Here is a 19,330-nt window from a genome sequence, read left to right as displayed (position 1 = left end):
TCTTGTATCTTTGTCGGATAGTTCTCTTTTAGCAAAAATTTAGTAAAAAAACCTGAACATGAAAGACATTATAAAGCTCTATGAGATTGTAGAAAATAAAACCTTGCAGAATTTGCCCTTGCTGAACTTTGAAAGGAAAAATAAAGAAGAAGAGCTTTTATTACAAATTAAAGAGGGTTACTTTCAAAGTGATGCCGAAGCTGCTGCCAAAATGTATGGCACCGACGATAAAGATGTTAGGTACAAATCTCTAAAATATCGGTTAAAACAAAAGCTTCTCAACCATCTATACTTTATTGACCTGGAGAAAATAAGAGTGAAATTTCATTGGAAGAATGAACTCTTATTGTGGGAAAACTTTCTTAAAGCCCGCATACTTATGGAAGAGGGCTATGCCAAGATGGGAGAGAAGATGTTGCGCAAGGCATTGTTGCAGGCAGAAGAAAATGCTTTTACGAATATAGCCTACCTAATAGCTAACCTTTTGATAGACTACTATGTAAAGGAGCAAAACTTTCCTGCTTATCGTCAGATGCAATCCTTGATTGAGCGCTTACGGGAGCAACAAAACATAGAAGAGGAAGCGCAAGATGCCTATCGCTTAGCAATGGCTACTTTAGGTAAGTCTTATTTCTCACGCATACATTTCATGGAGGAAGCCCGGGGCATAGCAGCTTCCCTGCGCAGCATATGGGAGCAAACGGGTAATTACAACGTATTTGAGCTTTACTATAGACTGCAAGTAGCTATCTACAGTTACAAAGGCGAATATGAAAGTATGCTTGAGTTTTTAAAGGAGGTGGATGCCATACAAAGCCAATACACTATATTTTCATCCCGTTTCGACCTGTGGCATCACCGCACTTTGGAATTGGAGGCATGTTTGCATGTCTTTCGCATCGAAGAGGGATTGAGCCTTGCCAAACGCTATGCCCCCTTGTTCCCCTCTGCTTCCGAAAGCTGGTTCGATTTTCATGCGGTTTATTTTCGTTTGGCTTGCTTTGCTGGCAACTACCAAGAGGCAGAAAGGTTGATTTACGCCGCCTTCAACAACGAATATATGCAGCAGCTGCCTCAAGAAAGCAAGCGTATGTGGGAATTGATGGCAGCTTATCTGGCATATATCACCAACGACAAACGCCTGCAACACCTCTTTGACGTAGAAACTTACTATAAACGCTTACCTGATTATGACCGCCATCAGTTGACTTTTCACCTGCCACTTTTAATTTTGCAAATAGCCTATGCGGTGCGTGTGCAAGACTACGAAGCAGTGCAAGAGCGGGTCGCTCTATTGCAAAAATATACCAACCAAAATCTGCGTGCGAATATTTCGCCGCGCACCCGTCTTTTTTTCCGGGCGCTTAAAATCATGCTCGACAATGACTTCAAACAGAAAAGTAGCCGCAGTAAAGGAAGATATACCCAAAAACAGCTTTCGGAACGGCAAAGCAAACTGGAAGGAGACTATTTTGGCGAGTGGGAAATCATTCCTTACCAGGAGCTTTGGAATGCTATGACTATGGACCTTGTGCGTGAGCCTATGCAAAAACGTGGCAGACCCAAAAAGAAGAAACAGGCAGAAAAGTAGATACACTTTTTGCGCTTGTTTTTTTATTTCCCTAATTCAACCATCACACCACAAGGCTGTAGCTGTGGCTATTGGTTTTGATGATTTGGATACAAATTCTGAAATTTACGCTACATGCATTACGTAATTTTGTGCACATTATGGATAAAGGCTCAAACCTTTTACTTTCAGTAAAGAACCTTCGCGTGGAGTTTACTTCTGAGAAAGGGAGTTTTCTGGCTGTTGACAACGTGTCGTTCGATTTGGAGAAAGGAACCACTTTAAGCATAGTAGGCGAGTCGGGTTCGGGCAAGTCGGTAACCTCATTGGCTATTATGGGCTTGCTGGCATCCAATGCCAAATTGAGCGGTGAGATATGGTTCAATTCCAATAGCTTAGGGTGGGTGAATTTGCTGAGTCTGCCACCAAAACAAATGCGCTCGATTCGAGGGGGGGAGATTGCTATGGTTTTTCAGGAACCGATGACTTCGCTCAACCCCGTGATGACCTGCGGAGCACAGGTAATGGAAGCTATTCGCTTGCATCGTCCTGAGTTGAGCAAGGAAGAGGCTCGCCAACTGGTGTTTCGCAAGTTCCGGGATGTGCATCTGGACAGCCGCGATGAAGGCGACAGCGACGAAGCCGCCATGGCGCAACTCGAAAAAATCTATCACTCTTTCCCGCATCAGTTGTCCGGGGGGCAGAAACAGCGGGTGATGATTGCTATGGCTTTGGCTTGCGACCCGGAGCTTATCATCGCCGATGAGCCTACCACTGCCTTAGATGTGAGTACTCAACGAGCCATTCTCGATATTTTTCAAGAGTTGACTTGCCGAGACGGCATATCGGTGTTGTTTATCAGCCATGACTTGGGGGTAGTTGCCGAGATGTCGGACCGCGTGATGGTGATGTATCAAGGCAAGCAGCGCGAGCTGGCAGATGTGCTTACTATCTTCGACAACCCGAAAGACCCTTATACGAGAGGACTTTTCTCTTGCCGTCCACGGGTGGATTTGAGTTTTCTGGATACCTCTGTTGCATACCTCAAGCGCTTGCCCACCATTTCGGATTTCATTGAAGTGGATGCGCGAGGCAATGTAAAAGCCAAAAAGGTGGACAACATAGGCATTGGCGAAACCATTTTTTCGATGATAGACATTGAAGAGGAGTCGTCGCAAAGCAGGCAACCTGAACCGTCAATGCCTGTGCTCAAGGTGGAAGGTCTAAGCAAAGTCTTTTGGATGAAAAAGAAAAACAAAAGGCGCAAGGAACGCTTCTTTGCCGTTGATAATGTGAGTTTCGAAGTGTTTAGAGGCGAAACTGTTGGCTTGGTGGGTGAGTCGGGAAGTGGCAAATCTACTTTAAGTCGCCTGATTTTACGCCTTTTGGAAGCCGACAGTGGGCGAGTGGAGTTTGGTGTGCGTGCTGGCGATGGAAGCATACAGTACCATGACATTTTTGCATTGAGTGAGCGCTCCATGCGTTCGCTGCGGCGTTATATACAGATTGTCTTCCAAGACCCTTTTGCTTCGCTCAATCCGCGCATGAGCATAGGAGAAATACTCACAGAGCCCATGCGCTTGTTTAAACTATATGGAAGCTCTAAAGAGCAAAAAGAGCGTGCCTTCAAGCTCTTGGAAGATGTGGGCTTGGACCCCCGTCATGTTTTTCACCGCTACCCTCACGAGTTTTCGGGAGGGCAACGCCAGCGCATTTGCATTGCACGGGCTTTGGCTACCGACCCCCAGTTTATTATTTTCGACGAATCGGTGTCTGCCTTAGATGTATCGGTACAAGCCGAAGTACTGAATCTTATCAATGAGCTGAAAGAGCAATATCATTTCTCTTCTATTTTCATTTCCCACGACCTTGCCGTCATCCGCTTTATTGCCGACCGAGTGATGGTCATGAAAGATGGCAAGATTATTGAAATAGGAGATAGTCGACAGATTTTTGAAAATCCTTCGCATCCTTACACCCAGGCACTTTTGGATGCCATACCCAAAGGCGACATTATTGCTATTAGGAAGAAGCTTGAAGAGAGGGCTGCGATTCGCAGCAGTCGCGCCTGTATTACCTCTTAAGCCCCATGAAAATGAGGTAGGATGAGTAAAATAAACAAGCTGCGTCTTTTCGTAAGCAAAGAAAAAGTGAACTGCCCGGCAGCTTCTTGTTGCGTCGGGGAGTGTCTTTCCCTTTTTTTCTTTGTGTTTTAAATGAACGAAATCAATGACTAAACGACTATGACAAAAAAGAAGAAAAAAATAAAAGCAAAGCTTGTTACCAAGCACAACAGAAAAAACAAAGATGCATTGGCGATAAATCAACTAAAAGAGCAGATACTAAAAGTGATGGAAGAGCCCTTGAAACATGGCTATTCCATACGCACCATCATGCGTAAGCTGCATGTCGAAGGTAAAAAAAGCAAACGGGCAGTGGAGCAGGCAGTCGAAGAACTGCTGGATGAAGGACAGCTGTATTTTACATCCGATGGGCGTATGCGCTCGGCGCTTGAGCGTCAGAATGTGCTTGTGGGAGTAGTAGAGCAATCCAGCCCTTACTATGCTTTTGTAGTACCCAAAGACCCTGCTCTTCCCGACGTGTGGGTGTCAGTCGAAGACCTGAATACTGCCTTTGATGGCGATGTGGTGAAAGTCGCTTATTTTGATTCAGAGAAAGGATTGAACCCCGAAGGCAAAGTATTGGAAATCATAGAGCGAAAGCACAATCGCATCGTTGGGCGCTTGACCATAGACCGTTCCGGCGAGTTTGCTTTTGTGGAGCCCGACAGCCGTCGTTATTACATGGACATCTTTGTGCCGAAAGAATCGCTACACGGGGCTCAAACTGACGACAAAGTGATAGTGGAGATAGTGAAGTGGCCCAAGAATGGCAAAAAACCCGTAGGAAAGGTCGTGAGCATCTTGGGTAAAGCCGGTGAACACAATACCGAAATGCATGCCATTATGGCAGAGTATAATTTGCCTTACGAATTTCCTAAGAAGGTAGAGCAGGCAGCTGAAAAGATACCTACCCAAATACCGAAAGCTGAAATTGCACGACGGCGCGATTTTCGTGGCGTCCCTACTTTTACCATAGACCCCGAAGATGCTAAAGACTTTGACGATGCCCTTTCGATTCGCAAGCTGGAGAACGGAAACTGGGAAGTAGGCGTGCACATTGCCGACGTAACCTATTACGTGAAACCCGGCTCTATTTTGGATAAAGAAGCTTTCCAGCGCGCAACTTCCGTGTATTTGGTAGACCGGGTGGTGCCCATGTTGCCCGAGCGTCTTTCCAATGACCTGTGTTCTTTACGTCCGCATGAAGACCGCCTTACCTTTTCGGCAGTGTTTGAAGTAGACGAAAATGCCCGCGTACTGAACAGCTGGTTTGGCAGAACTATTATTCATTCGCAGCGCCGCTTTACCTACGAAGAAGCACAAGAGCGCATCGAAACAGGCAAAGGGGACTTTGCCGGAAAGATACGCACACTCAACCGCTTGGCAAAAATACTGCGTAAACGTCGTTTCGACCATGGTGCCATTAGCTTCGAGACTGTGGAAGTTCGCTTCCGTCTGGCACAAGACGGCACCCCGCTGGAGGTAATACCCAAAATACGCAAAGATGCACACAAGATGATAGAAGAATGGATGCTGCTTGCCAACCGCAAGGTAGCAGAATTTGTCTATCATCTGAAAAAGAAAGAGCCACGTTTGACTATGGTGTATCGGGTACACGAACCGCCGGTCGAAGACCGCCTCGAAACCTTTGCTAAGTTTATTGCCAAGTTTGGATATAAGCTCGATACCAGCGACCCGCGGCGCTTAGCCCAATCCTATAATGCGCTAACCGAAGCCGTAGAGGGGAAACCAGAGCAAAACTTTATTGAATCCTTGGCTATTCGCACCATGTCGAAAGCAAAATACACCACTGAGCCTTTGGGACACTTTGGCTTGGCTTTTGACCATTATACCCATTTTACTTCCCCCATTCGTCGTTATCCCGACATGATGGTACATCGCCTGCTGTGGCACTATTTACACAATGGACAATCGGTAAACAAGGAAGAATATGAGTCGTATTGCGAGCATGCTTCCGAAATGGAGCGCCGTGCCGAAGAGGCAGAACGCGCTTCTATTAAATACAAGCAGGTGGAATTTATGCAGAATCGTATCGGTGAGGTTTTCGACGCTATTGTGACGGGAGTAACCGAACACGGAGTATATGCAGAAATTGTGCAAACCAAGTGCGAGGGGCGGGTGGCTATGAGCGACCTACAAGGAGACTATTACGAGCTCGACCAAGAAAACTACCGTTTGATAGGGCGTAAAACCAAGCGTATCATTGCCTTTGGCGACAAAGTGAAGGTCAAAGTGAAATCTACCAGCTTGACAGCCCGTACTATAGACCTGCTGTTGGTAGAATGAAGTGAGCAAAAAACGTGCCTTTTACTGAAAAATGTGGAGCTTTCTGCAGGAAGTATCCACATTTTTTTTTAACTTTAACTACTTCAATCCTAAACAGAAGCAGGGATATGCAAAAGTTAGACCTGAAACAGATACAGACGCAGAAGCTTTCGCCTCAACAGATACAATACATCAAACTGTTGCAAATCCCCAGTGTAGAGCTGGAGGCAAGAGTGCAGGAAGAGTTGGCATCCAATCCACTGCTTGAAGAGGGCAGCCCAGAAGAAGACCCTTACAATTTCGAGGCGAAAGAAGAAGAAGACTATACATCCGAAGAGTTGGAAGATGTGCAGGAAGAAATCAGCATAGAAGAGTATCTCGAGCATGAGGACGTGAAAAACGGATATAGTTCAGATTACTTGAACTATTCGCCAGATGATGATGATAACGACAAAGAGATACCTATAGTCAGCAGTGTATCCTTGCTCGAAAGCCTTGAGCGTCAGATAGGCTTCTTAAATTTGAACGAAAAACAACAAATCATAGCTCGGCAAATTATCGGCAGTCTCGATGGCGACGGTTACTTGCGACGCGACTTAAAGGGCTTGTGTTATGACCTCATGCTTACGCAAAATGTGGCAGCGACAGAGCAGGAAGTAGAAGAGGTGCTCAAAAAGGTACAACGCTGCGACCCGCCCGGCATTGCAGCTCGTGACCTGAAAGAGTGTCTAATGATTCAATTGGAACGTAAGCTGGAGGAAGAGTTTCTTACCGAAGAAGAACAACAGCACGTACACAACGCGCTGTTGATATTGCGCAAATGTTTCAACGAGTTCAAAAAGAAACACTACGATAAGATACAAAGCAAGTTGCATCTTAGCGATGAAGCGCTGCGTGAAGCCGTCCACTTGATTACCAAGCTAAACCCTAAGCCGGGCGAGGTGTCGGGGAATTCTTTTGTACGCAACCAGTACATCATTCCAGATTTTATTGTAAAAAACCGTAACGGACAACTCGAGGTAAGCCTGAACTCAAAAAATGCCCCAGAACTGCGCATCAACCGTGTGTATGCCGAGATGTTGCGGCAATACGAAAGCAGCGACAAAAAAGACAAAAAGCTGAAAGAGACCATTTCGTTTGTAAAACAAAAACTTGACTCTGCCAAGTGGTTCATCGATGCCATCAAACAGCGGCAAGATACCCTGCTGCGTACCATGAACGCTATTGTAGAACATCAAAAAGAGTTCTTCTTAGAAGGCGACGAGTCGAAGCTAAAACCCATGATTTTGAAAGATATTGCCGATAAAATAGGCATGGACATCTCAACGGTCTCGCGCGTGGCAAGCAGCAAAACAGTGCAAACCGACTTTGGCATTTACCCTCTGAAATACTTCTTCTCGGAAGGTATAGAAACTAAAGATGGGGGTGAAGCCAGCAGTCGCGAGGTCAAGCATGTGTTGAAAGAGTTGGTGGACAGTGAAGATAAAAGCGCCCCTTACTCCGACGAAAAACTTGAGCAACTGCTCAAAGAGCGAGGTTACAATATAGCACGCCGTACAGTAGCCAAGTACCGCGAGCAGCTGGGAATTCCTGTGGCACGTTTGCGCAAAGAACTGTAATTGTCGTATGAAACGCCCCGGCTGGGCTTGGATACTGTCGGTGCTTTTTCATCCTTTGTGGGTGCCTTGGCTGATATTTTTCGTAGTGCTGCATTTTTATGCTTCTTCGTTTTTTTTATGGAGCAAACAATTGCCGGCATGGCTTTTGAAACTGTCAGCTATTTGCTGGCTGCTGCTACCTGCCGTTTTATTATTTATCTTTAAACAAGCAGGCATCATTACAACATGGGAGATGGAACAAGCCCGGGAACGGCGTTTGCCTCTACTTTGCTTGTTGGCAGTATATATTTTTTCGGCTTGGGCTATGCACTTATGGGAGCTGGACGTGCGTCTGCAAGCCTTGCCGGCGGGCGTGGCGCTTAGCTTGCTGTTGGCTTTCTTGCTCAATGAGTTTTCCAAGATAAGCCTGCATACTTTGGCATTGGGCGGGGCTACCACTTTTTTTGCTGTTTTGGCTTATCACACACAGCATACGGCATGGCTACTTCCCTTGATTGCCTCTATTTGGGCAAGCGGCTGGGTTTACGCCGCCCGTTTGGAACTCGGAGCCCACACGCACCTGCAGCTCATGGGCGGATACGGGACAGGCATGGTCGCCATGTGGGCAATGTATTGTTACAAGGCATGTGGCTTGTGAGTGCTTGACCGTATCACATGCTAAGCACTATCAATTCAAAACGCCGGTTTTTGGCACGCCCTTCCTCCGTTTTATTGTCGGCGATAGGTTGCGACTCACCATACCCTTTAGTAACAAACCGGTTAGGCGGCATGCCTTTCTGCAGCAAATACTCTTTTACGGCATTGGCGCGCTTCTGCGAGAGTGTAAGATTGTAAGCCGCTGAGCCGCGGTCGTCGGTGTGTCCGGCAATTTCAACGATAACTGTGGGGTTTTCTTTCAACAACTTATATATACGGTCTATTTCACGTTTGGCATCTTCGTTCAATTCCCAGCTATTGTAATCAAAGGTGATGTTACGAAGTGGTATTTTGGCACCTAATTTTAAGCCCGTCATTTTTATCTCGAATTTGGACTTGGCTTCTGCCTGTTGCAAATCTTTGGTAGCCAAAGCCACAAACTTTCGTGCATAGAAAAGGTAGCTGTTGGGGTTTTTTACTTCTATTTCATACTCGTCGCCTTCACGCAATTTGACCAAGTAACGACCGTCTTGAGCGTCTTCGGGGCTAAGCTCTATGATTTCGTTGCGGTTGCGGTTGGTAAGTACCACGCCGAAGTTAAGACCTTCGCCCGAAGCAATATCTTGAATATTGATTTCGTACTCTACTTTCTTTGGCGTGAGCGGAATACGGTAAACCAACTGGAAGGTATCGAGGCGTTTGGCGTCAATCGTAATGGTGGTGTCTTCAAACTTTGGCTCGGAAATACGTATATTGTATAGTTTTTTGACCGGGAGGTCTAAGGATAGGCTACCCCCCGTAGCTTTTTGAACTGCAATCGTTTGACTTGCTATTACGTCGCGTACTTCTATGCGAGCTTCTACGGGCGAGCCCAGTTCTTTATCTTGAATAATGAACTCGGTAGAGAAGGTACTGATGCCTAAATCCTGAATAACCGGAGAAATATCTTCAAGTATTTGGGCATAGCTTTTTATACTCATGAAGTTGGTGCTTGCACAAAGAAAAATATACAAAAGCTTTTTCATTTTCTGTATGACTTTGTTCAGGACGAAGAGTTAAAACCGAAAAGTGAGGCGTAATGATGGCACAAGTTGTTGCTGGGAGGTAGCCTGTGGTACAATGCCCGCTTCTATATCCATTTTTTCGTTAAGTTTTTTGAGATGGTGTTTGTCCTTACGGTTGTATAGTCCACGGAAGAAGACACGCACCACGTCGCCTCCCCAAATGGCGGCACTTACGGCTGCCAGCCCACTGGCAAGCAGCAGCTGTTGGTTGGCTTTGTCGTAGAGAGAAATGGCTTGGTCGGGGAGGTCAGCTTGCAAGTAATCATTATAGGAAGCTTGGGCTGTATTGTACTGCCAGATGGCAGCGCCGGCTGTGCCATAGGCTAAAAGAGTGGTAACCACCCAGCGGTATTTCCACTTCCACCCCTTGTAATAGCGTACTTTGGGATTGCCCAAGCCGGGCACTACCAGCGAGTAAAGCGCTGCGCCTTCGTTTCTCAGGTTCAATACGCTGGGTTCGTATCGGGCTTTTATTTTAAATTGTATGTTCTTGCCGTCAAAGTCAGGGGCTTCTTTTTCGTAATGCCATATGACGCGCTTATCGCCGGCAAGTACGCGTTTCCCTATATGACCGCTTACCCTTTTCAAAGGACCTTGAAACGTTTTACCACCGTCGTGGGAATAATATAGTTCTGTATCAAACTCATAAATGAGTGGACCATTTTCTAAGGTATAGGGCAAAATAACCTTTCCCTCCTTGCGGTTAACTACAATCTGCTCCTCCCGCAAGTCTATCTTTTGGGCAAAAAGTATGTGTGGAATCCAAGAAAAAAATAAAAACAGCAACCGTATCTGTGTTTTCATAGGGTATGCTTGAGTATAAAACGTACGCTATGTTTATATTTAGGGTAAATATAACAAAAAGACGGTAATCATTATGCTTTGTGTGCTTGCTAATTCTATGAAAAAATATTTGTACTTGTTCCCTTTGCTTTCTTTGCTTTTTGCCCTGCCAGCAAAGGCGCAGCAAGATTTTCCTCGCTTGTATGAATCCATGATTGCCGCTTATAAGGCGGGAGATGTCCGGCAGGCAGCACACTTTGCCGATAGCCTGCGTGTGATGGCTGGGCAGGCACTGCAGAGCAAACCGGAACAACTGGCAGCGCTATATCAAAACATGGCAGTCATTTATATGAGGGCGCAGCGTTTGCCCGATGCCGAAGAGATGTTCAAGGCTTCGATGGCACTGCGAAAAAAACAAGATATGACGGCTTATTTCTCTACCGCTTTTCAGCTGGCGGCTTTGTATGTGGCGCAAGACAGGCACACAGAAGCCGAAAGCATCTATAAAGAGGTAGTGCAGTTGAGTAAACAACAAACACAACAAACTATTTATTATCCGCTTGCCTTGTCGTATTTAGGGCAGCTGGCTATTCGCCGTGCGGCATGGGACGAAGCAGCCTCTTACTTTGCCCAAGCTGATACCCTATTTCGTCAGGCACAACTGACCGCGCGCCCCGAATATGCCTATGTGTTGATAGGCAAAGGGCATTTGCTCGTGGAGCAAGGCAATTATACGGATGCCAAACCGCTTTTGCAACAAGGAATGCAGTTGGCACAAGCAGGCAAAGCCAACGACCTGCAGCGCCAAGCGCTTTTAGATTTGGCACTCATCGATGAGGAAGAAGGGCAGACAGCCAAAGCCATTGAGCACTTGGAAAATCTGCTTCTTATGGCAGATATGGGCAGTATTGAAGCAGTGGCTGCCTCTGTCGCTTTGGCTCGCCTCTACGTAAAAAGTGCCAATTATGCAAAAGCAGAGCAGCAATTGCGCACGGTACAGGGGCGTGTAGAGGCGGTGCCCCGTTTGCTGCCTGATTATTATCAGGCGCGGGCTATGTTGGCGACTGCCCGTCAGGAATATACCCAAGCACTGGCATATTTAGACAAAATGGAGTCGCTTACGCAAGGGAGTGCTACATGGCAAGAGCGCCTTACGCTGCTGTATAACCGAGTGCAAGTGGAGCGCGCTTTGGAGCTTTGGGTAGATGCTATGGAACATGTTCATGAAGCTGTGCAGCTGATGAATAAAAACAAAGCACAACAAGAACCTCTGTATGCGCGCATTTATTGCTTATGGGGAGAAATTTTGGAAAAAGGGATGCAAGATTACGAGGCGGCAGCGGATAAGTACAAGGTAGCTATGGACAGCTGGAAGCGTATTCACGGAACGCCAACGCTCGCTTATTGGCTGACAGCTGCCGACTACGCGCGCACACTAATGCTTGCCAGAAAGTATCGCGAGGCAGAAAAAGAGTACGAGCGTTTGTTGCCCGCTTTAGTCCAACTGTTAGGGACAGAAGCCCGGGCATATGCAGATGCATTGTCGAGCTTTGCCAACCTACTTTACGAAATTGGCGACTACAAAAGAGCAGAAGATTATTACCGCCAGGCAATAGATATTTACAAAAAGAACTTTGCGGTTGGTGAGCTTGCCTACATTGCAGCAGTGCGCAACTTAGCGGCTGCTTATGCCAACCGAGGTTTGTATGGATTTGCCCAAGAGCTTTACGTGGAAGCTATGACGGAGGCAGCCACAACTTTGGGTGAGGTGCATCCTTTTTATCTAGACCTGAGTGAAGCCTATGCGCTTTTGCTGCAAAATATGGGATATTACGATGTAGCTGAGCAAATCCTGCTTCAGAATCTTAGTGCTCGTCAGCGTCTATTCGGGGAGGAGCATTTGGCAGTAGGCGAAACCTACTTGCACTTGGGGGTAACTAACTATCTGATGGGTAGTTACGTGGAAGCCGAAGAGTTTCTGAACAAGGCACGCACATTGTATGAGCAGCAAGGGGCTAAGGAAATACCAGACTATGCCGATGTACTTTATTTCTTGGCTAAAACCCTCAATAAAATGGGGCGCGCCAATGAATCTATTAAGCTCTTGCAACAAAGTTTGATGTTGCGGGAGCGCATCGCAGGACCGCAACACCCCGACTATGCCCTGGCACTCAATGCCCTGGCAGCTTATCATGAGCAGGTGGGTAACTATACCGAAGCACAGAAACTATACCAGCAGGCACTGGGCATGTTGCGCGCCAAAGGCGAATACAGCCCCGAATACATTGGGGTTTCGGAGCGCCTTGCAAACCTTTATAAAAAACAAAACAAGCTACAGGAAGCCATTGACCTTTTGAAAAAAGCCTACGATGCCCGTCTGACGCTCTATGGCAAGCTACATCCGGCAACAGCCGCTTCCGCTAACAATTTGGCTATTTTATTGGAAGCAGTAGGTAAATCCACCGACGCTTTGCGTTACTATACCGAGGCGCTTCGGGCATTAGAAGAGACCGTGGGTAAGCAGCATCCAGACTATATCACTACACTTAACAACCTTGCCATTTTGTATGACGAACAAAAGAACTATGCGCAGGCAGCCCTGTATTACGAGCAAAGTGTGGACGTGCTGGGCAATTTCATAAAAAATATATTCCCTGGGCTGAGCGAAAAAGAAAAGCGCTCATTTTACTACAAATACCGTCCTTTTTATGAAAACTTCTTCTTCTTTGTGGTAAAACATGCCGCCCAAAAGATAGATGCTGCATTGAGCCACCGCTTGTTGGTGAAAGCCTATAACCTGCAAATGCAGCTGAAAGGCATTTTGTTGAGCACTGCCGGACGCATGCAACTTTTCATAGAAAACACCACAGACGAAAACCTGAAAGAGACTTACCGTCGCTGGCAAAAACTGCGTGAATTGATTGCCGATATTTACACAGAAGGATTGCATGTTGCCCAAGCGCGGGGAGTAGATGTGAAATCCCTCGAGCAGGAAGCCAATCGTTTAGAAAAAATACTCTCGCAGCACTCGGCTCAGTTTGCCGCAAACAGCCGCGAGCAGCAGTACGATTTTCATGCCTTGACGGCAGTGTTGAAGCCCGGTGAAGCAGCTTTGGAGCTCATACGCATTGAGCCTCAACCCGATAGCATATACTACATCGGCTTGATAGCACGTCCGCAAGCGAATACGCCCACTTGGTTTGTGCTTACCGATGGAAAGAACATAGAGCGCCACGTGAACTATTACCGCAATGCCGTGAAGTTTAAACTTCCTGACCGACGAAGCTATGAGGTGATGTGGGCGCCTATACAGCAGCACTTGCAAGGAGTACGCCGTCTTTACTTCTCTGCCGATGGCGCCTACTATCAAATCAATCCTTATGCTTTGTATGATACGGAGCAAAACCGGTATGTAGTCGATGAGATAGAGCTGGTGTGGGTTTCCAATACCAAATATTTGATAGGCGCCGGCGAGCAAATGCAAGTGAAAAAAGAAGCAGTGCTAATAGGCAATCCGACCTATCAAATCAACGCTTCGCTTAAAAGTGAAGCGGCGGTAGTCGATATGGAAAATCAAGAAGATTACTGGCTTGCGGGGGCACGCTTTTTGCCTCTGCCCGGTACAGAGGTAGAGGTGAATCAGATTGCAGAGCTACTGCAAAAAGCCTCTTGGAAAGTGAAGGTATTCAAAGGAGCAGAGGCTCGGGAAGAGCATATTAAGACCGTCCATAAGCCGGGCATACTGCATATTGCTACTCATGGTTTCTTCATCCCTTCCCCCAAAGACAAAGTGCAGACAGAGCGCTTCATCAGTCGCGAAGCGCTTGAGGAGGAGCCCATAGACCCCATGCTGCGTTCCGGCTTGGTGCTTGCCGGCGTGACCGACTACTTCAACGGATACCGCGAAGGACGCCGCGATGACGGAGTGCTGACCGCTTATGAAGCTACCCAGTTGGATTTATCACAGACGCAGCTGGTGGTATTGTCGGCTTGTGAAACAGGCTTGGGCAAAGTGCAAAATGGCGAGGGCGTCTATGGCTTGCAGCGTGCTTTCTTGCTTTCGGGGGCAAATTATCTGGTCATGAGCCTTTGGCGGGTCGATGATGCAGCCACACAGCAGCTCATGAGCCGCTTCTACGATTATCTGATGCGAGGTGAAGTGCCACCGTCTGCCTTCAAAAAAGCCCAATTGGAATTACGGCAGCGCTATCCGCACCCCTATTTTTGGGCTGCCTTTGTGCTGATTGAACAATAAGGCTGCCACAGTACACACAGAGTTCATTATCTTTGTAGCCCTTAACCTCAAGCGACGCTTGAGCGTACATGCAAATAAGGTATTGACCATCAGCAAGAAGAGTGCACAATGAACAGACGAACCTTTCTAAAGCAAGCGCTTATTGCGGGCGGGGTGGCGGCAGTAGCCCCTTTTGAGTTGTTGGCAGCACGTCGGCAGGCGGTACACCTCACCATTCTGCATACCAACGACATGCATTCGCGCATAGAGCCGTTTCCACTGTCGGCGCCACAACATGCTGGCGAAGGAGGCATGGCACGCCGGGCGACGCTCATCAAACAAATACGCGGCGAGAATCCACATGTGCTGCTGCTCGATAGTGGCGACATCTTTCAAGGAACGCCCTACTTCAATTTCTTTGGGGGAGAACTGGAGTTCAAGCTCATGAGCGAAATGGGCTATGATGCGGCTACACTGGGCAATCATGATTTTGATAACGGCTTGGAAGGGCTGCTGAAGATGATGCCGCACGCCCACTTTCCCTTCCTTATTGCCAATTATGATTTCAGCCGTACCCCTTTGCACGGTAAAACCAAACCTTATCAGGTATTTGAGCGGGGCGGCGTGCGCATAGGTGTCTTTGGCATAGGCATAGAACTTCAGAACTTGGTCAATGAGCGACTTTATGGAAAAACCCGCTACTTAGACCCCGTGGGTGTGGCACACGAAATGGTCAAGACCTTGCGCAAAGATGAAAAGTGTGAATTGATTGTCTGTCTTTCGCACTTGGGCTTCTCGTATACCGACGGAAAAATATCGGATGTGCTATTGGCAAGCAAAGTGCCCGGTATTGATATCATTTTGGGAGGGCATACCCACACCTTCATGCAGGAGCCTTATGTGATGCATCATGCCGATGGCAATCACACCATTATTCATCAGGTAGGATGGGCAGGAGTGCGTTTGGGACGTATCGACCTTCTGATAGAAGAAGGAAAAAAACGCATGCTTTCAGCCCGCGCTTTGCCTGTGCATACGGCGCGTGTGTAATCCGGAAAGGTTGGGGATTTGCCCTTTTTTTGTCAACTTTGCAGCCCTTTTTGCATTCTGCTTATGTTTATCCCAAGTATTAAGCATAGCCCTTATGATTATATGAGTATTCGTGATGCAACAACGATATGGAACCAGTGTCTTAAGGTTATCCGCCAAGAGGTGGATGATGAACAATTTAAGACATGGTTTTCGCCTATCGTGCCATTGCATCTGGAGGGCAACACGCTTACGATTCAGGTCCCCAGCCTTTTTTTCTATGAGTGGATAGAAGAGCACTATGTACATGCTTTGCGCAAGGCTATAGTGCAGGTCCTTGGCAAAGGGGGGCGCCTCGATTACTCGGTAATAGTAGATAGAGGCGACGCTTCGCATCACCCCTTAGCCATGAATATATCCACTGCTAAAGCCAACAATGGAGACAGAGGAAAGCTGCAGGAAAAACAGACTGCCCCCGTCAGAGAACAAGAAGGGGGAAGTGCTTCGCTGCGACCTAAACGCAAAGCAAAGAAGATACCGGATGAATACAGGGCACTGCTTGAAGAAACCGAGCTAAACTCACACTATACTTTCGAAAACTTCGTAGAGGGTGATTGCAATCGATTGGCACGCTCAGCAGCTTTTGCTGTTGCTCAAAAACCCGGGGTTACTTCTTTCAACCCTTTGATGATATACGGCGGTGTGGGGTTGGGTAAAACCCATTTGGTGCAAGCCATCGGTAATTATATACGCAAAACGCAGGAAGAGAAAATAGTTGTCTATGTCTCTTCCGAGAAGTTTACGAGTCAGTTTATAGAGGAGCTCAAAAACAACAACTTGCAGTTTTTGACCAACTTTTACCTGCTCATCGATGTGTTGATTATCGATGACGTGCAATTCCTTGCGGGCAAGGAAAAGACCCAAGAGCTCTTCTTCCATGTTTTCAATCATCTGCACCAAAAAGGTAAGCAGATAGTCATGACCAGCGACCGCCCACCCCGTGAGCTCAAGGGCTTACAAGACCGCCTATTGTCACGTTTTAAATGGGGCTTGACTGCCGACCTGCAGCAGCCCGACTTTGAAACTCGCCTTGCCATCATTCAGCGAAAACTGCAAAATGAAGGCATCAGCTTAGACGCTGAGGTCATTGAATATTTAGCCAACACTATAGACAGCAACATACGTGAGTTGGAAGGGGTTATTGTGTCTTTGATGGCTCATTCTTCTTTGAATCGTCGCCCCATAGACATGGCACTGGCGAAAGAAGTGGTGCAGCGTGTGGTGCAAAAACAAGATGAATTGCCGCATGAAGACATAGAAGTGGGTATAGACACCATCATGGAAGAGGTAGCGCGCTATTTTGGCTTAAGTGTGGAAGCGCTGAAATCGAAATCCAGAAAGAAAGAAATCGTAGTACCTCGTCAGATAGCTATGTATTTGTGTAAAGAATATACCAACTTTTCTTTAAAGTCGATTGGTTACCACTTTGGCGGGCGTGACCATAGCACGGTTATTCACGCTGTGCAAAACATCAGCGAACTACGCGAAAAAGACGCAGATTTCCGTTTGTACATAGACCAGCTGTTAGACCGCTTGCGCATGTTGAAACAATCGTAAGTGGGCAGTTTGCCAATCTTCAACCTCATGCACGATGCCAATAATAAGTAGAGGAATAAAGTGGATGTTTGCCGCCAGCTTCTTGTTTGCGCTCATGAACCTATGCGTAAAGAGGCTACCTCACATTCCTGCCATTGAAATTGTTTTTTTCCGTTCTGTGGTTACTTTGCTGATGAGCGTGTGGGCACTGCGGCGTGCCAGCGTGCCTATTTTGGGCAACAACCGCAAAGTGCTGGTGCTTCGTGGTCTGTTTGGTGCCATTGCTTTGCTTTTGTTTTTCATGCTTTTGCAGCGCATTCCTTTAGCAAGTGCCGCTGTTTTGCATTTCATTGCACCTATATTTACTGCACTGATGGCAGCTGTGGTGCTCAAAGAGCGTCTTTTACCCTTGCAGTTTGCTTTTATGCTACTTTCATTTGCTGGTATCCTTGTCATGAAATCGTTTGACTGGCGTATTGGCTGGCTCGATGTGAGCATGGGGGTGTTGTCTGCTTTTTGTGCCGGCTGCGCCTACAACTGTATCCGCTATTTGAAAGGGAGCGAGCATCCCGTAGTCATCGTCCTTTATTTTCCTTTGGTAACGGTGCCTTTGACTATTGTTTGGTTGTTTTTTGATTGGGTGATGCCGCAAGGTTACGACTGGCTTTGGCTGTTGGCGATAGGAGTGCTTACCCAATGGGCTCAGGTGCTCATGACCAAAGCCTATCAGGCAGAGTCAGCGGCGAAAGTGGCAGCTGCTAGTTATATCGGCATCGTTTATGCCTTGGGCTTGGGTTATGTGTTCTTTCACGAAACTTTTACATGGCAAACGCTGGCAGGCATGCTGCTTGTGTTAGCTGGGGTAATACTGAATGTGGTGCTTACACCGGCTTTGAAAAAAAAGCAGCAAAAAGAAGTAACTTCTTGATGAGTGGCTTGTTTCATGTGTTGAAAAATTCAAAGAGAGTACGCGGTATTTGCTGGCAGTGGCATTTTTATTGAATAACCAAAGTGGAGTAGCTAAGAAAAAAGTTATGCGTACGATTCTTTTCTACTTCATGCTTTTGCTGCCTGTTGTTGGCATGCATGCCCAATATTTGGGAGGGGGTCTTCAGGTAGCTGTGCCTACAGGTGAGTTTGCAGAAAATACGGATGCCGTAGGCATCGGTTTTAATATTTACGGCATGGGAGGTATTGGTGGTAGCGAATTTGTTCAAATAGGGCTGGATGTGGGGTATTCGCTTTATGGGCGAAACGAACAAAGAGAAACCTTTACTGCCGAATTGGTCGCTTATGACAACAACGGCAACAGGATAACCATTGACCAAATCAACATGCCCTTGCGTATTGTGGTCAATAATAACATTTTTCACACCCACTTAATTAGTCGCTTTATAGCGCCTATTCCTTATGTGCGCCCTTATATAGACTTCATGGGCGGCTTTAAATATATTTACACACGCACCAAAATCTACGACGATTCGATTGACGGGCGCTATTCGAGAGGCAACAATCAGGGCAGTAACAGCAACGCTGACCGTCTGATTACAGCCAAGAATCAAGCCAGCGATTTTGCATGGAGCTATGGTGGTGGGGGCGGCTTGCTCATCTCTTTGGGCAGTGCCAATCTTGAGTTGCGTGCTTTGTATCTGATGAGTGGTGAGGTCAGCTATTACGACTCGAACGACACCAGGGGGTGGAGTGTAGATTTTAAGAAAAGTCCTTCTTCTTATAACCCAAACAATGTATCGGCAGATGACATAGGTGTGGTGCGCACCCAAGCCAACAAAAAGAATTCCCGTGCCGACCTGCTGTTTTTCAGCATAGGAGTCAATCTACCTTTGGGTGGGCAGTAAACAAATTCTGCTTGCTTGTTTAAACTTTTTTGCACAAATTCAGCAAAAAAGCTTATGAAACGTACCGCCCTGTTCTTATTCGTGCTGTGGGCAGCTGTTTGCCTGCCCGCTTGTCGAAAACAAAGCAAACAACCGCTGCGTGCCGTAGTGCTTAATTACGAGGACTTTGGTCCAAAATACCTTGCCTATACCTTATTGGGCAACGAATGGTATCAATGGGAAGAGAGCGAAGAGGAAGGCAAAGCTTACGACATCAAAGTGGTGGTTTTCAAAGATGAAGACCTAGAACGTGTGAAAAAGGCATATCCGGTGCAACCAGAAGCAGCTCAAGACTATCGTTACATCACTTACGAAGCGGCTATGGAATATCTGAACCGACACAGTCAGAACTCGGCTTTGTCGGCGAATAGCCGCCAAAAGCTCGAGGAAACCAAGCTGCGCCTAATAGAAGCCTTTGGAGAGCAAGCCGAATAGCTGTTCTTGCCACTCTGCCTTCTTTTGCTTTGCGTACTTTCGTTGTGTAGAGCAGCACAT

At 46.9% G+C, this 19,330-nt stretch carries 13 protein-coding genes; 11 read left to right on the top strand and 2 right to left on the bottom strand.

The genetic code is table 11. The features are described 5' to 3' along the window. Nucleotides 1–58: 58 nt before the first annotated feature. The 5 genes from FHS56_RS05635 (at nt 59) to FHS56_RS05615 (ending at nt 8,235) form a co-directional block, all read left to right on the top strand. Nucleotides 59–1,591: a hypothetical protein gene (locus tag FHS56_RS05635; protein WP_166918926.1), complete on the top strand. Its 1,533-nt coding sequence runs from the start codon at nt 59–61 to the stop codon at nt 1,589–1,591. 80 nt (nt 1,592–1,671) lie between these two features. After that, a complete protein-coding gene (locus tag FHS56_RS05630; protein ID WP_317165660.1) occupies nt 1,672–3,654 on the top strand; it encodes an ABC transporter ATP-binding protein in 1,983 nt (660 codons plus the stop codon). A gap of 228 nt (nt 3,655–3,882) precedes the next feature. After that, nucleotides 3,883–6,000 carry a ribonuclease R gene (rnr, locus tag FHS56_RS05625; RefSeq protein WP_243844166.1) on the top strand — a complete coding sequence of 706 codons (2,118 nt, stop codon included), beginning with the start codon at nt 3,883–3,885 and terminating at the stop codon, nt 5,998–6,000. 107 nt (nt 6,001–6,107) lie between these two features. Continuing rightward, nucleotides 6,108–7,598 carry an RNA polymerase factor sigma-54 gene (gene rpoN, locus FHS56_RS05620; RefSeq protein WP_166918923.1) on the top strand — a complete coding sequence of 497 codons (1,491 nt, stop codon included), beginning with the start codon at nt 6,108–6,110 and terminating at the stop codon, nt 7,596–7,598. A gap of 7 nt (nt 7,599–7,605) precedes the next feature. After that, a complete protein-coding gene (locus FHS56_RS05615) occupies nt 7,606–8,235 on the top strand; it encodes a hypothetical protein (RefSeq protein WP_166918922.1) in 630 nt (209 codons plus the stop codon). A gap of 13 nt (nt 8,236–8,248) precedes the next feature. Here FHS56_RS05615 and FHS56_RS05610 read toward each other — a convergent pair whose 3' ends face one another. Next, on the bottom strand, nt 8,249–9,214 hold the full coding sequence (locus tag FHS56_RS05610) for an OmpA family protein (RefSeq protein WP_166918921.1): 966 nt from the start codon (nt 9,212–9,214) through the stop codon (nt 8,249–8,251). A gap of 75 nt (nt 9,215–9,289) precedes the next feature. Further along, nucleotides 9,290–10,102, bottom strand: coding sequence for a hypothetical protein (locus tag FHS56_RS05605; protein WP_166918920.1), 813 nt, complete (start codon nt 10,100–10,102; stop codon nt 9,290–9,292). 97 nt (nt 10,103–10,199) lie between these two features. Between FHS56_RS05605 and FHS56_RS05600 the strand changes: the two genes are divergently transcribed. The 6 genes from FHS56_RS05600 to FHS56_RS05575 all read left to right on the top strand — a co-directional run bounded on the left by FHS56_RS05600 (nt 10,200) and on the right by FHS56_RS05575 (nt 19,270). Then, a complete protein-coding gene (locus FHS56_RS05600; protein WP_166918919.1) occupies nt 10,200–14,336 on the top strand; it encodes a CHAT domain-containing tetratricopeptide repeat protein in 4,137 nt (1,378 codons plus the stop codon). Nucleotides 14,337–14,444: 108 nt separating this feature from the next. After that, nucleotides 14,445–15,365 carry a bifunctional metallophosphatase/5'-nucleotidase gene (locus tag FHS56_RS05595; protein ID WP_166918918.1) on the top strand — a complete coding sequence of 307 codons (921 nt, stop codon included), beginning with the start codon at nt 14,445–14,447 and terminating at the stop codon, nt 15,363–15,365. 102 nt (nt 15,366–15,467) lie between these two features. Then, nucleotides 15,468–16,961 carry a chromosomal replication initiator protein DnaA gene (dnaA, locus tag FHS56_RS05590; protein WP_166918917.1) on the top strand — a complete coding sequence of 498 codons (1,494 nt, stop codon included), beginning with the start codon at nt 15,468–15,470 and terminating at the stop codon, nt 16,959–16,961. Between the two features lie 34 nt (nt 16,962–16,995). Continuing rightward, the gene (locus tag FHS56_RS05585) at nt 16,996–17,868 is read left to right on the top strand and encodes a DMT family transporter (protein ID WP_243844165.1); all 873 of its coding nucleotides are present in this window, start codon (nt 16,996–16,998) and stop codon (nt 17,866–17,868) included. Nucleotides 17,869–17,974: 106 nt separating this feature from the next. Beyond that, the gene (locus FHS56_RS05580; RefSeq protein ID WP_166918916.1) at nt 17,975–18,796 is read left to right on the top strand and encodes a hypothetical protein; all 822 of its coding nucleotides are present in this window, start codon (nt 17,975–17,977) and stop codon (nt 18,794–18,796) included. 54 nt (nt 18,797–18,850) lie between these two features. Beyond that, on the top strand, nt 18,851–19,270 hold the full coding sequence (locus FHS56_RS05575; protein WP_166918915.1) for a DUF3175 domain-containing protein: 420 nt from the start codon (nt 18,851–18,853) through the stop codon (nt 19,268–19,270). Nucleotides 19,271–19,330 lie beyond the last annotated feature (60 nt).

Source organism: Thermonema lapsum (assembly GCF_011761635.1).
In the GTDB taxonomy this organism is placed as follows: Bacteria; Bacteroidota; Bacteroidia; order Cytophagales; family Thermonemataceae; genus Thermonema; species Thermonema lapsum.
The sequence above is the reverse complement of the archived record's forward strand: the minus strand, read 5'-3'. Positions and strand labels throughout refer to the sequence as shown.

What these genes read in the sequence shown, in the direction of transcription:
- FHS56_RS05630 (WP_317165660.1), top strand. Translation starts at nt 1,672, where the DNA reads ATGATTTGGATACAAATTCTGAAATTTACGCTACATGCATTACGTAAT.
- FHS56_RS05595 (WP_166918918.1), top strand. Translation starts at nt 14,445, where the DNA reads ATGAACAGACGAACCTTTCTAAAGCAAGCGCTTATTGCGGGCGGGGTG.
- rpoN (WP_166918923.1), top strand. Translation starts at nt 6,108, where the DNA reads ATGCAAAAGTTAGACCTGAAACAGATACAGACGCAGAAGCTTTCGCCT.
- FHS56_RS05585 (WP_243844165.1), top strand. Translation starts at nt 16,996, where the DNA reads ATGCCAATAATAAGTAGAGGAATAAAGTGGATGTTTGCCGCCAGCTTC.
- FHS56_RS05635 (WP_166918926.1), top strand. Translation starts at nt 59, where the DNA reads ATGAAAGACATTATAAAGCTCTATGAGATTGTAGAAAATAAAACCTTG.
- FHS56_RS05600 (WP_166918919.1), top strand. Translation starts at nt 10,200, where the DNA reads ATGAAAAAATATTTGTACTTGTTCCCTTTGCTTTCTTTGCTTTTTGCC.
- FHS56_RS05580 (WP_166918916.1), top strand. Translation starts at nt 17,975, where the DNA reads ATGCGTACGATTCTTTTCTACTTCATGCTTTTGCTGCCTGTTGTTGGC.
- dnaA (WP_166918917.1), top strand. Translation starts at nt 15,468, where the DNA reads ATGAGTATTCGTGATGCAACAACGATATGGAACCAGTGTCTTAAGGTT.
- FHS56_RS05575 (WP_166918915.1), top strand. Translation starts at nt 18,851, where the DNA reads ATGAAACGTACCGCCCTGTTCTTATTCGTGCTGTGGGCAGCTGTTTGC.
- FHS56_RS05610 (WP_166918921.1), bottom strand. Translation starts at nt 9,214, where the DNA reads ATGAGTATAAAAAGCTATGCCCAAATACTTGAAGATATTTCTCCGGTT.
- FHS56_RS05605 (WP_166918920.1), bottom strand. Translation starts at nt 10,102, where the DNA reads ATGAAAACACAGATACGGTTGCTGTTTTTATTTTTTTCTTGGATTCCA.
- FHS56_RS05615 (WP_166918922.1), top strand. Translation starts at nt 7,606, where the DNA reads ATGAAACGCCCCGGCTGGGCTTGGATACTGTCGGTGCTTTTTCATCCT.